This is a genomic window from Pseudonocardia terrae (assembly GCF_021343995.1).
Classification (GTDB): domain Bacteria; phylum Actinomycetota; class Actinomycetes; order Mycobacteriales; family Pseudonocardiaceae; genus Pseudonocardia; species Pseudonocardia terrae.
Genome location: NZ_JAJTTE010000098.1, coordinates 1 through 12,709, shown reverse-complemented (window position 1 = coordinate 12,709; position 12,709 = coordinate 1). Strand labels below are relative to the sequence as shown.

Below are 12,709 nucleotides of genomic sequence, written 5' to 3'. Positions count from 1 at the left end.
TGGCGTTGCGCCCCGACCCGGCGGCCGTGGGGTTGATCTCGGTGGATGTCATGGTCATGTCTCCTGACGCGTCGGTGCGGTTCGGAAGAAGAGCGGTCGCCGAAGATCGGGTCTTCAGGACCGGTCGGTGCGGTAGTGCGCGAGCTTCTCGGGGTCGATCTCGATCCCGAGGCCCGGTCCCGGACGCACGGCCAGCTCGCCGCCGCGGATCTGCAGCGGCTCGGTGAGCAGGTCGTCGCTCATGTCCAGGAAGTTCGACAGCTCCCCCGCCCGGCGGGAGCTGTGCCGGTGCGCGGCCCCGAAGGCGACGGTGCACGCGGTGCCGACCTGGCCGTCGATCTGGTTGCCCATCACGACCTCGACGCCCATCCCCTCGCACTGGTGGAGGATGCGCTGCGAGGTGTGGAACCCGGTCCGGGCGGTCTTGATGCTGATCATCGTCGCGGAGCCGCCGAGCAGCTCGCGGGTGACCTCGCCGGGGGTCGTGGCGCTCTCGTCGGCCACGGTCGGGATCGTGGTCTGGGCGGTCAGCCAGCGGCGGCCCAGCACGTCGTCGGCGGGGCAGAGCTCCTCGGACAGGGTGAGGTCCAGGTCGTCCATGGCGCGCAGGGCGCGGGCGGCCTCCGACGGCGTCCAGCCCCGGTTGCCGTCGACGTAGAGCTCGACGTCGGGGCCCAGGGCCGCGCGCAGCGCCCGGCAGGCGCCGACGTCGAGGGAGACGGGCCGCCGGCCCACCTTCACCTTGAACACGGTGATCCCGTAGGTGTCGCGCATCCGCTCGGCGTCGGCGACCATCACCTCGTCGGGGGCGAAGCCGACCATGTGCGAGACCCGCATCCGGTCGGTGAACCCGCCCAGCATCTGGGTGACCGGCAGGTCCAGGGTCTTGCCCAGCGCGTCCCAGCAGGCCATGTCCAGCGCCGCCTTGGCCGTCGGGTTGCCCACGGTGCGGTCCAGCCGCGCGTGCATCACCTCGCGCTCGAGCAGCGACAGCCCCACCACCTCCGGGGCGAAGATCCGGTCGATCACCGCGACGATCGACTGCTGCGTCTCCCCGTAGGTGAACGGGCGCGGCGGCGCCTCCGCCACCCCGACCACGCCGTCGTCGGTGTGCACCCGCACCAGCACGTGCTCGGCGGTGTGCACCTCGCCGGAGGCGAAGCGCAGCGGTTTGCGGTACGGGATCGCGAAGGGGATCGCCTCGACGTGCGCGATCTTCATCGGGCCTCTCCGGGGTGTGCGGGCACGCGGTCGGGGTGCGGGACGGCCGGCGGCTCGGGCGGCACGAAGCCGTTGGCCTCCAGGACCTCCACCAGCCGCGCGAGAGCGGGGTTCACCTCGTCGGCCCGCCAGGCGAGCGCGAGGTCGACGTGGGGTGCGTCGGCGCCGTCGGCACTGTCGGCACCGTCGGCGATCGGCACGTAGCGCACGCCCTCGACGCGCAGGGCGAGCGCGGACTCGGGCAGCAGCGCGACACCGAGCCCGGCGGCGACGAGGGTGAGCATGACCGAGGTCTCGGCGACCTCGTGGGCGCGCCGCGGCAGGAACCCGGCGCCGAGGCAGGCCTGGGTCACGGCCGCGCCGACGACCGAGTCCCGGGCGCCGTAGACGACGAAGTCCTCGTCGCGCAGCTCGTGCAGGGCGACCGGCTCGTCGCCGGCCAGCCGGTGGCGCGCCGGCACGGCGAGCGTGAGCCGCTCGCGGGCGACGGGCCGGGACGCCAGGCCCGGGCGGCGCAGCGGCGGGCGCAGGACGGCGAGGTCGATGCGGTCCTCCGCGAGCGCCTCCTCCTGCCCGGGGGTGAGCAGGTCGGGGACGTAGCGCAGGATCAGCCCGGGGAGCTCGCGGGCGGCGATGCGGGCCAGCTGCGGCAGCTGCTTGTAGGCCGCGAGGCCTGTGCAGCCGATGCGGAGCAGGCCGCTGTGCCCGTCGCCGATGCGCTGGACGCGTTCCCTGGCCGCCTCGACCGAGTCGAGGATCCGCAGGGCGTCGCGCAGGAAGGCCTCGCCGGCGGGGGTGAGGTCGACCCGGCGGGTGGTGCGGTTGAACAGCGTGGCGCCGACCTGCGCCTCGAGCTGGCGGATGGCCTGCGAGAGCGGGGACTGCGCCATGTGCAGCCGCTCGGCGGCCTGACCGAAGTGCCGGGTCTCGGCGACCGTGACGAAGTAGCGCAGCTGGCGGATCTCCATGCCGCTCTCCCTCCGTCGGGTCCCGCCCGGGCTCTCCGGTGCCGGGCCTCCACGGTAGGACCGGCGACCAGCACACACAAAGACCTAGTACAGCTTCATTGAGACATCTGGCATCTGGAAAAGTGCTGGGTCAGAACTAGGCAGAATGCTGACGCGGAGCGCTCCGCTCCCCGGCGACAGTCACACCGGTACCGAACTCGACTCACCGCCGACTCGACCGGGAGGCCCTGCCCATGACCGCCACCGCCGACGTGTCCCACTCCCGGGTGCGCGCCGTCGTCGACAGCGCCGTCGTCGAGGATCCCGCCGCCGGGATCTACCGCGCCAACCGCCGCATCTTCACCGACGAGGAGATCTTCGAGCTGGAGATGCGGCACATCTTCGAGGGGAACTGGGTCTACCTGGCCCACGAGAGCCAGGTCCCGAACCCCGGCGACTACTTCACGACGTACATCGGCCGCCAGCCCGTGGTCATCACCCGCGGCAAGGACGGCGCGCTGCACTGCCTGATCAACGCCTGCGCGCACCGCGGCGCGATGCTCTGCCGTCGCAAGACCGACAACCGGATGACCCTGACCTGCCCGTTCCACGGCTGGACCTTCCGCAACGACGGCAAGCTCCTCAAGGTCAAGGACCCCGACGGCGCCGGCTACCCGGACACGTTCGACGTCGACGGCTCGCACGACCTCACCCGCGTGGCCCGCTTCGACTCCTACCGCGGCTTCCTCTTCGGCAGCGTCAACGCCGACGTCGTGCCGCTGTCCGAGCACCTCGGCGACACCGTGAAGGTCATCGACATGCTCGTCGACCAGTCGCCGGAGGGACTGGAGGTGCTGCGCGGCAGCTCCACCTACACCTACGACGGCAACTGGAAGGTCCAGGCGGAGAACGGCGCCGACGGCTACCACGTCTCGGCCACGCACTGGAACTACGCCGCCACCACCTCCCGGCGCGGCACCGGCGAGTCGGCGAACTCCACCAAGGCGCTCGACGCCGGCGGCTGGGGCAAGTCCGGCGGCGGCTACTGGTCCTACCCCAACGGCCACCTGTGCCTGTGGACCTGGGCCGCTAACCCGCAGGACCGTCCGCTGTGGAACCGCATGGACGAGCTCAAGGAGCAGTTCGGCGACGCCAAGGGCGAGTTCATGGTCAAGGGCAGCCGCAATCTCTGCCTCTACCCGAACGTCTACCTGATGGACCAGTTCTCCACGCAGATCCGGCACTTCCGGCCGATCGCGCCGGACAAGACCGAGGTCACCATCTACTGCATCGCCCCCAAGGGGGAGAGCGCCCAGGCACGCGCCCACCGGATCCGCCAGTACGAGGACTTCTTCAACGCCTCCGGCATGGCCACCCCCGACGATCTGGAGGAGTTCCGCTCCTGCCAGCTCACCTTCCGGGCCACCGCGGCCCCGTGGAACGACATGAGCCGCGGCGCGGAGCACTGGCTCACCGGTCCGGACGAGGTCGCGCAGTCCCTCGGGATGGACGGCGTGGTCTCCGCCGGGCAGCGCAACGAGGACGAGGGCCTCTACCCCGTCCAGCACGGCTACTGGCGGCAGACCATGCTCGCCGCCCTCGAGAAGGAGGAGCAGGCGTGACCACTGTGGAGCCCCGAGTGATCACCCAGAACATGATCGAGCAGTTCCTCTACCGCGAGGCCCGCTACCTCGACGACCGCCAGTTCGAGAAGTGGCTCGAGTGCTACGCCGACGACGTCGTCTACTGGATGCCCTCCTGGGGCGACGACGACAAGCTCACCGAGGACCCGCAGCGCGACATCTCGCTCGTCTACTACGACAACAAGGGCGGGCTCGAGGACCGGGTCTTCCGGATCCGCACCGAGCGCTCCAGCGCCACCTCGCTGCCCGAGCCGCGGACCAGCCACAACATCAGCAACGTCGAGGTGATCGAGCGCCGCGGCGACCTGGTGGACGTGCGCTTCAACTGGCACACCATGTACTTCCGGTACAAGACGGTGGACCCGTACTACGGCACGTCGTTCTACACGATCGACTTCTCCGGCGAGGCTCCGCTCATCCGCCGCAAGACCGTGGTGCTGAAGAACGACTACATCCACCACGTGGTCGACGTCTACCACTTCTGAGGAGGGGCACCATGAGTGCTCCCGCGAGCACCCACCGGGTCGCCCTCACCTTCGAGGACGGCGTCACCCGCTTCATCGACTGCGCCGAGGACCAGGCGGTCACCGACGCGTCGTACCGGGCCCGGATCAACATCCCGATGGACTGCCGCGACGGCGTCTGCGGCACCTGCAAGGCGTTCTGCGAGTCCGGCGAGTTCGACCGCGGGAGCTATCTGGAGGACGCCCTCTCCCCCGAGGAGGAGGAGCAGGGCTACGTCCTGACCTGCCAGATGACGCCGAAGTCCGATCTGGTGCTGCAGATCGCGTCCACCTCGGCGGTGGCCAAGACCAAGGCGGCCACCCACCGCGGCACCATCACCGGGCTCGACCGGCTCTCCCCCACCACGGTGGCGGTCACGGTCGAGATCAGTGACCGGGACGAGCTGGCGTTCCTGCCCGGCCAGTACGTCAACATCGCGGTCCCCGGGACGGACGAGTCCCGCTCCTACTCGTTCAGCAACGGGCCCACCGAGGACTCGCTCACCTTCCTGGTCAAGCTGACCGATGGGGGCGTCATGTCGACGTACCTGGACGAGCGGGCCACGGTCGGCGACGACATCTCCTTCACCGGCCCGCACGGCAGCTTCTTCCTCCGCGACACCTCTCCTGGCAGCGAGTCCGACGCGCCGCTGCTGCTGCTGGCCGGTGGGACCGGGCTCGCCCCGATCCTGTCGATCCTGCGCACCCTCGAGACGCTCGGCAGCGAGCGGCCGATGCACCTGCTCTACGGCGCCACCACCGACGACGACGTCGTCGAGCTCGACACCATCGAGCGCCTCGCCGCGTCGATCCCGAACCTGACCTGGGACTACTGCGTCGCGGACAAGAACACCACGGCGAAGAACCAGGGCTATGTCACCGCGCTGATCGAGCCGGAGCACCTGCACGACGGCGCCACGGCCGTCTACCTGTGCGGGCCGCCCGCGATGGTCGACGCCGTCCGTGGGCACTTCACCGAGCAGGGCATCCAGCCCGGCGGGTTCTACTACGAGAAGTTCGCCCTTGCCGCAGCGGCCGGGGCCGCGAAGGCCGCCGAGCCGGTCGCCGCGGAGGCCGGGGAGGAGCGCGCCACCGAGGGCACCGAGGTGGACGAGATCACCGAGGAGGCGACGAGGAGCGCCGCCGTCGCGGTCGCCACGCCGGTCGAGGACGGCGACGGGTTGCTCGTCCTCGTCGCGGAGGGGCGCGCGGTCGTCGGTCAGGAGCTGCCGCGCTTCGGCGAGCCGGAGACCCTGACGTCCCGTCCCGAGGTCTCCACCGACCAGGGCCGCAACGTCTGTGGACAGGAGCTGTTCGCGGTCGACCTGCTCGACGGCGAGCAGCGCGCGCTCGACCCGGACGACTCCCTGATCGTCGCCGGCGACCGGGGGATGGCCGGCCAGGAGATCTTCCCGGCCGCCGACCTCGCGGCGCTGTACGGGCCCGCGCCGGCGCCCGCGTTCCTCCAGCCCGCCGCCGTCGGTGAGGACGGGTACGAGATCGGCGAGGAGCACCCGTCGGTCCACGAGTCCGACGCGATCTTCGACGCCCGCCGCGCCCTGGAGCTCGGCGCGCTCGAGCTCGTCGTCGGGCGGCTGACCTCGCAGCAGGTCACCGGGTACCGGCTGCTGGCCGAGGCAACGCTGCCGTACGTCGAGGGCGACCGGTTCGTCGACCCCGCCGCCTACACCGAGACCAACGCGGCCTTCCACGACTACCTGTTCACGCTCACCGGCAACGAGCACCTCTCCCAGGCCTACACCGCGCTCGGGGTCAAGGGGCACATGGAGCAGTCGCTGCGCACCGCCACCTGGTGCCACCCGCGCTGCACCCAGGACCACCTCGACATCGTCGACGCGGTCGCGGCCGGGGACCGGGAGCGTGCCCGCCGGCTGTTCGGCGAGCACGCCGACCGGTCCAAGGAGACGACGCGGCGGGCCATGGCCGACAACGCCGCCGCCCGCCGGCCCCGTTTCGTGACGCCGGGACGGTTCGACCGCAAGGTCGTCGTGGTCACCGGGGCGGCGCAGGGCATCGGGCGGACGGTCGCCGAGCGCGCCGCCGCCGAGGGCGGGCAGCTGGTGCTGCTCGACCGGTCCCCGCTGGTGCACGAGGTCGCCGAGGGCCTGCTCGCCGACGGCGCCAAGGCCCTCGCGCTGGAGGCCGACCTGGAGGACTACGCCTCCGCCGAGGCCGCGCTGCGCGAGGCCGGGGCCTGGCAGGGGCAGGTCGACGTGCTGGTCAACAACGTCGGCGGCGCGATCAGCTTCAAGCCGTTCACCGAGTTCACCGAGGTCGAGATCGCCGCGGAGATCCGCCGGTCGCTGATGCCGACGCTCTACTGCTGCCGGGCGGTGCTGCCGTCCATGGTGGAGCGCGGCGGCGGGGTGATCGTCAACGTCTCGTCGGCGGCCACCCGCGGGATCCATCGGATCCCGTACTCGGCGGCCAAGGGCGGGATCAACGCGCTCACGGCGTCGCTCGCGTTCGAGTACGCGGACAAGGGTGTGCGGGTCGTCGGGACTGCGCCGGGCGGCACGGAGGCGCCGCCGCGCCGGATCTCCCGGGGCACCCCGGAGGCCCGGACGGAGCAGGAGAAGGCCTGGTTCCAGGCGCACATCGACCAGACGCTCGGCTCGTCGTTCCTGGGCCGCTACGGCACGCTCGACGAGCAGGCCGCGGCGATCCTGTTCCTGGCGTCGGACGAGGCGTCGTACATCACCGGGTCGGTGCTCCCGGTCGCCGGCGGCGACCTGGGGTGAGGCGCCTTCTACGGTGACCGCATGAGCACGGGGGCCGGCGGCGAGGCCGGCGGGGCGCACGTCGTCGGGCAGGACGCGGAGTCCGCGCAACTCGACGTGGCGCTCGCCGATGCCGCCTCCGGCCGCCCGGCGGTCGTCGTCCTGGAGGGCGTGCCCGGCGTCGGCAAGACGACGCTGCTGCGCCGGTTCCTCGCCCGTCATCCCGACCTCCCGACCGTGCGGGCCGAGGGCCTGGCCTGGGAGGCGGCGCGGCCCGGTGCGCTGGTCCGCCGGCTCGACGCGCTCCGGTGCACCGGGCCCGTCGACCCCGGGGCCTGGGGCGAGGCGCTGGCCGAGTGCTGGCGGGCGCGCGCCGCCGAGGCGCCGCTCGCCGTGGTGGTCGACGACGCGCACGCCGCCGACCCCGCCTCGCTGCAGGCGATCGCCTCGGCCCTCGCCCGGGTCGACGAGGGGTGCCTGCTCGTCGTGCTCGCGACCCGGACCGGGCCGGACACCCCGGCCCACCCCGACACCCGGGACGTCCTCGACCGGCTGCCCGGCCGGCGGGTCCGGGTGGCGCCGTTGACCCCCGAGCAGACCCGACTGCTCGCCGCCCGCGCCGCGGGCATCGACCTGCCCGTCCCGGTGGCGCGGCGGCTGTGCGAACACACCGGCGGGGTGGCCCGGTACCTGCGGGAGATCCTGCGGGACAGCCCGCCGCTGCGCTGGTCGGACTGGCAGACCCGGCTGCCCGCCCCCACCTCCGTGCGGCAGCGGGTCGAGGCCGCCCTCGACGCCGCGACCCCGCCGGCCCGCGCGCTCGTCGAGGCCGCGGCCGTCCTCGGCAACACGCCGATCCTCGCCGAGGCCGCCGAGCTGGGCGGTGTCGCCGATCCCATCGCGGCGCTCGACGAGGCCTGCGCCGCCGGGCTCCTCTCCCCCGCGGCCGGCCACGGGCTCGACACCCTGACCTTCCCCGGGCGCTTCGTGCGCGGCGCCGTGCACGCCGGCCTCGCCCCCGCCCGTCGGCACGACCTGCACCGGCGCGCCGCGGACGTCGTCCGTGACGAGACCGAACGCCTCCGGCACCGGGTCGAGGCCACCCCCCTGCCCGACGCCGCCCTGGCCGACGAGCTGCTCGACCTCGCCCGCCGCAAGGCCGACGAGGGCGCATGGGCGGTCGTCGCCGGGGCACTGATCGACGCCAGCCGCATCAGCCCGAGCCGCGCCGACCGGGAGGACCGGCTGCTCCAGGCCGTCGACGCGCTCACCGGGGCGGGGCTGCTCGGACAGGCCGTCGACGCGCTGTCCGACGTCGAGGCCCTGCCCCCCGGGGCGCGGCGCGACGCGGTGCTGGCCTACGTCGCGATCCAACGCGGCCGCCGCGCCGAGGCCGCCTCCTACCTCGACAGCGCGTGGCGCAGCCGCGGGGCGGACCGGGCCACCGCGGGGCGGATCTGCCATCGGCACGTGCTGCACGCGCTCGCCGACTGGGACGGCGCGCAGCTGGTCCGATGGGCCGGGCGGGCGCTCGAGCACGCCGAGCCCGGCGCGCCGGCAGCGGTGGAGACGCGCGCGATCGTCGGACTCGGGTACGCCGCCCAGGGCGAGATCGAGGAGGCCTTCGCGGCGTACCGGGCGGCGACCCGGGAGAGCCCGGCCGGCCCGCAGCACCAGCGGGCGCGGATGGGGCTCGGCTGGCTGCTGCTGGCCCAGGACGAGCCGGAGGCCGCCCGCCGCGAGCTGGAGTACGCGGTCGCGGGCGTCCGGCAGGGTGGGTCGAACCGGATCCTGCTCTGGGCGCTGTGCTGGCTGGCCCGCACCCGGTTCGCGCTCGGCGACTGGTCCGGGGCGCTGCAGAACGTCGACCAGGCCCGGCTGCTGCTGGGCGCCACCGACCTGGAGCTGCTGCGGCCGCTCGTGCACTGGACCGCGGCACAGATCCACGCGCTGCGCGGCGACGCGGAGGAGGCGGCGCGGCACGTCGAGCTGGGCACGGCCGCGGAGCACGACTACGTCGTGATGACCGTGCCCGCCCTGCTGGCCCGCGCGCACGTGGCCGAGGCAGCCTCGGACTACGACGCCGTCGTCCGGCACCTCGCCCCGCTCGCCACCCGCATGCCGCGCGGCGGACTCGACGAACCGGGCTTCTGGGCCTGGCACGACCTCTACGCCAACGCCCTCGTCGTCACCGACCGGCTCGGCGAGGCCGACGAGTTCCTCCGGCCGCTCGAGGAGCTCGTCCGACGGCGGGGGCACCGGTCCGCGGCGGCCCGGCTCGGCTACGTCCGCGCCCGGCTGCTCGGCGCGCGGGGCGACACGGCCGCGGCCGAGGAGGCGTTCGTCGCCGCCCGGGCCCGGCTCGAGGGTCTCCCGCTGCCCTACGAGAAGGCGCGCGTCGACTTCGCCCACGGCCTGATCCTGCGGCGGGCGGGCCGGCGGCGGGACGCGGGCGCGGTCCTCGCCGCCGCCCGGCAGCGCTTCGCGGCGCTCGGCGCGCGGGTCTACGTGGAGCGGTGCGACCGGGAGCTCAAGACCGGCCGGCCCGGGTCCCGGCTGCACGACAACGACCTCGACGCCCTCACCGAGCAGGAGCGGACGGTCGCGGGCCTGGTGGCGGGCGGCATGACCAACAAGGAGGTCGCCGCCGAGATGCTGCTGTCGGTCAAGACCGTCCAGTTCCACCTCACCCGCACCTACGCCAAGCTCGGGGTGCGGTCGCGTTCCGAGCTCGCCGCGCACTTCCCGCGGTCGACGGGCTGAGGGGCGTCGTCGCGGGCGGTTGCGCTGGCGTTGCCGCACCGGCAGGCGCGGTCCTACGGTTCGCGCATGGGAGCGCACGGGCACGGGCACGGCGTGGGCGCCGGCACCGACCGCCGCTGGCTGGGCCTGGCGCTGGGTCTGATCGTGGCGTTCATGGTCGGCGAGTTCGTCGTCGGCCTGCTGGCGGGGTCGCTGGCCCTGATCTCCGACTCCGCCCACATGCTCACCGACGCCGCCTCGCTCGTGCTCGCGCTCGTCGCGATCCGGCTCGCCGCCCGCCCGGCCCGCGGCGGCTACACCTACGGGCTGCTGCGCGCGGAGATCCTCTCGGCGCAGGCCAACGGCATCACGCTGCTGCTGCTCGCCGTGTGGTTCGTCTACGAGGGCATCCAACGGCTGATCTCACCGCCGCAGGTCGCGGGCCTGCTCGTGCTGGTCACCGCGCTGGTCGGGATCGTCGTCAACCTGGCCGCGACCTGGTGCATTAGCCGCGCGGACCGGTCGAGCCTCAACGTCGAGGGCGCGTTCCAGCACATCCTCAACGACCTCTTCGCGTTCGTCGCGACGGCCGTCGCCGGGCTGGTCGTCCTGCTCACCGGCTTCGACCGGGCGGACGCGATCGCCGCTCTGGTCGTCGCCGCGCTGATGACCAAGGCGGGCTGGGGCCTGGTGCGGGAGTCCGGGCGGATCTTCCTCGAGGCCGCGCCGCGCGACGTCGACCCCGACGCGCTCGGCGCCCGGCTCGCCGGGATCGCGGGCGTCGCCGAGGTGCACGACCTGCACGTCTGGGAGATCACCTCCGGGCAGGCGGCGCTCTCGGCGCACGTCCTCGTCCGGCCCGAGGCCGACTGCCACGACGTGCAGCGGACCATCGAGGCGGTGCTGCGCGGGGAGCACGGCCTGTCGCACACGACGTTGCAGGTCGATCACTGCGAGGACGAGTCGCTCGACGACCACTGCGCCGACCCGCACGGGCCGGTGCACCTCGGTGGACAGGTGGGGGACGCCACGCCCTGACGTTCGCTCTTCCTGACTGCCGGGTCGGTCGTTTAACGTTCGTTCGTTCAGGCCGCGAGGAGGACCGAATGCCGGTGGAGATCGACCGCCCGCGGGAGGGCGTCGTCCAGCTCACGCTCAACCGCCCCGACCAGCTCAACGCGCTCGACGCCGACACCGTCGCGAAGCTCACCGCCGCGCTCGCCGACATCGGCGCGGACCGCACCTGCCGGGTGGTGATCCTGACCGGCGCCGGCCGCGGCTTCTGCGCCGGGCTCGACCTCAACCACTACGACGACCAGCCCCACGCGCCCGCGCGGGAGCGGCACCCGATCGACGGGCTGACCCGGCAGCGCGAGATCGCGCACCTCGCGATCGCCCTGCACCAGCTCTCCCAGCCGGTGATCGCCGCGATCAACGGCCCGGCCGCAGGCGGCGGGCTCGCCCTCGCCCTGGCCAGCGACATCCGGATGGCCTCGACCTCGGCGCTCTTCGCCGTCGGGTTCATCCGGGCCGGCTTCTCCGCGTGCGACATCGGCCTGTCCTGGCTGCTCCCCCACATCGTCGGGACCGGGCGGGCCCACGAGCTGATGCTCACCGGCCGGCGCTGCTCCGCGGAGGAGGCCTACCGGATCGGCCTGGTCACACAGCTGGTCGAGCCCGACGAGCTCCTCGAGGCCGCCTACGCCGAGGCCGCCGAGATCATGCTCAACCCGCCCTTCTCGATCGAGCTGACCAAGCAGGGCATGTGGGCGTCGGTGGAGAACCCGAGCTTCGTCAACGCGGTCGAGTTCGAGAACCGCCAGCAGATCCTCACCGCCCTGACCGAGGACCGGGACGAGGCCACCCGCGCCTTCCTGGAGAAGCGGCCGCCGGTGTACCAGCGGCACTGAGGGCACTGAGGGCACTGAGGGCACTGAGGGCACTGAGGGCACTGAGGGCACTGAGTCGGGGCGCCCGGTCCGCCGGAAGTGGCGGCCGGATGGCCCGTTCTTCCGCGAACCGGCAGTTCCCGGCACCGAGTCGGCAGTTCTGGGACACCGAGTCGGCAGTCCGGGACAAGGGCGGTGTGGGATTGCCTCCGTGTCGGGTGCGGTTGACACGGCCGACGCGGGACTGGGGTAGGCGGCCTTCACCCGGGACGCCGGTGCTGGTTCGCGGCTCACAGCCGCCGCCCAAGGGCCGCCACTCGGCGGCCACAGGGCTCACATCCGAGCCCTGGCTACTCAGGCGGGACGCGGGTCGAGCCGGCTCCGGCGGGACGGCCGGGAGGTCCATCCGGAGCCTCGATCCGCAGGGTCTCGGACGTCGTCTCCGGTTAGCGGTCCGCGACGTGGGGTGGCGTGGAGGTCGCCGCGCCGGTCTGCACTAGCTCCCTCCGCGCGATCGCGCCTACGGTCGTGCGGAGGGGCCGCTCAGACCTCACCGGCGATCTCCGGAAATTGTCGGAGGTCGAAGATATGTTCGATCCGTGCAGCAGACCGGGTGTCTTCCGGCCGGGCTGGCGGAGCTGCCGCCCGGCCCGGAACTCGCCGCTGCGCTGGCCCGGATCGATCTGGCCGCGGTCCCCGCCCGGGACCGGTTGACCGTGCTCGAAGCCTGGCACCGCCAGGACAGCCACACTCGCGCCCGCTTCCTGCGCGCCATGGTCGCGGTCGGCTACGCCGACCCGGACCGGCCCTTCTCCGCCACGGAGCTACCCGACCCGCACCTGGACTGGGCCGACGAGATCCGGGCCGCGCTGGCCTGGACCCGCCGCGCCGCCGACGGGCGCACCGACGAAGCGGTCGCGCTCGTGGTCGAACTCCCCGCCGTCTGGGCCGCGCTGGAGCGCGGACAGATCGACTGGCCGAAGGCCGCGGTGTTCCTACGCCACCTGGTCGGGCTCCCGGCCG

At 73.3% G+C, this 12,709-nt stretch carries 9 protein-coding genes; 7 read left to right on the top strand and 2 right to left on the bottom strand.

All coding sequences use genetic code 11. The features are described 5' to 3' along the window. Window positions 1–114: 114 nt before the first annotated feature. Window positions 115–1,221 carry a mandelate racemase/muconate lactonizing enzyme family protein gene (locus tag LWC33_RS33490; RefSeq protein ID WP_233308725.1) on the bottom strand — a complete coding sequence of 369 codons (1,107 nt, stop codon included), beginning with the start codon at window positions 1,219–1,221 and terminating at the stop codon, window positions 115–117. Continuing rightward, a complete protein-coding gene (locus LWC33_RS33485; RefSeq protein ID WP_233308724.1) occupies window positions 1,218–2,189 on the bottom strand; it encodes a LysR substrate-binding domain-containing protein in 972 nt (323 codons plus the stop codon). The genes LWC33_RS33490 and LWC33_RS33485 overlap by 4 nt, the downstream gene beginning before the upstream one ends. Window positions 2,190–2,422: 233 nt before the next feature. Here LWC33_RS33485 and benA point away from each other — a divergent pair, with 233 nt between their 5' ends. From benA to LWC33_RS33445, 7 genes are all read left to right on the top strand, one after another. Beyond that, window positions 2,423–3,790 carry a benzoate 1,2-dioxygenase large subunit gene (gene benA, locus LWC33_RS33480; protein ID WP_233308723.1) on the top strand — a complete coding sequence of 456 codons (1,368 nt, stop codon included), beginning with the start codon at window positions 2,423–2,425 and terminating at the stop codon, window positions 3,788–3,790. Window positions 3,791–3,822: 32 nt separating this feature from the next. After that, on the top strand, window positions 3,823–4,296 hold the full coding sequence (gene benB / locus LWC33_RS33475) for a benzoate 1,2-dioxygenase small subunit (RefSeq protein WP_233308727.1): 474 nt from the start codon (window positions 3,823–3,825) through the stop codon (window positions 4,294–4,296). Window positions 4,297–4,307: 11 nt separating this feature from the next. Continuing rightward, the gene (gene benC, locus LWC33_RS33470) at window positions 4,308–7,076 is read left to right on the top strand and encodes a benzoate 1,2-dioxygenase electron transfer component BenC (protein ID WP_305080903.1); all 2,769 of its coding nucleotides are present in this window, start codon (window positions 4,308–4,310) and stop codon (window positions 7,074–7,076) included. Window positions 7,077–7,097: 21 nt separating this feature from the next. Continuing rightward, window positions 7,098–9,818 carry an ATP-binding protein gene (locus LWC33_RS33460; protein WP_233308722.1) on the top strand — a complete coding sequence of 907 codons (2,721 nt, stop codon included), beginning with the start codon at window positions 7,098–7,100 and terminating at the stop codon, window positions 9,816–9,818. 66 nt (window positions 9,819–9,884) lie between these two features. After that, window positions 9,885–10,835 (top strand): cation diffusion facilitator family transporter, encoded by a 951-nt coding sequence (locus tag LWC33_RS33455; protein WP_233308721.1) that lies wholly within the window; start codon window positions 9,885–9,887, stop codon window positions 10,833–10,835. A gap of 68 nt (window positions 10,836–10,903) precedes the next feature. Continuing rightward, window positions 10,904–11,707, top strand: coding sequence for an enoyl-CoA hydratase/isomerase family protein (locus tag LWC33_RS33450; RefSeq protein ID WP_233308720.1), 804 nt, complete (start codon window positions 10,904–10,906; stop codon window positions 11,705–11,707). 578 nt (window positions 11,708–12,285) lie between these two features. Further along, window positions 12,286–12,709: hypothetical protein (locus LWC33_RS33445; protein WP_233308719.1), on the top strand; the 424-nt coding region annotated here is incomplete at its 3' end.

Bases quoted from the DNA above. Each gene is read 5' to 3' on its own strand.
- benA (WP_233308723.1), top strand. From the start codon at position 2,423: ATGACCGCCACCGCCGACGTGTCCCACTCCCGGGTGCGCGCCGTCGTC.
- benC (WP_305080903.1), top strand. From the start codon at position 4,308: ATGAGTGCTCCCGCGAGCACCCACCGGGTCGCCCTCACCTTCGAGGAC.
- LWC33_RS33460 (WP_233308722.1), top strand. From the start codon at position 7,098: ATGAGCACGGGGGCCGGCGGCGAGGCCGGCGGGGCGCACGTCGTCGGG.
- LWC33_RS33490 (WP_233308725.1), bottom strand. From the start codon at position 1,221: ATGAAGATCGCGCACGTCGAGGCGATCCCCTTCGCGATCCCGTACCGC.
- LWC33_RS33450 (WP_233308720.1), top strand. From the start codon at position 10,904: ATGCCGGTGGAGATCGACCGCCCGCGGGAGGGCGTCGTCCAGCTCACG.
- LWC33_RS33485 (WP_233308724.1), bottom strand. From the start codon at position 2,189: ATGGAGATCCGCCAGCTGCGCTACTTCGTCACGGTCGCCGAGACCCGG.
- LWC33_RS33455 (WP_233308721.1), top strand. From the start codon at position 9,885: ATGGGAGCGCACGGGCACGGGCACGGCGTGGGCGCCGGCACCGACCGC.
- benB (WP_233308727.1), top strand. From the start codon at position 3,823: ATGATCGAGCAGTTCCTCTACCGCGAGGCCCGCTACCTCGACGACCGC.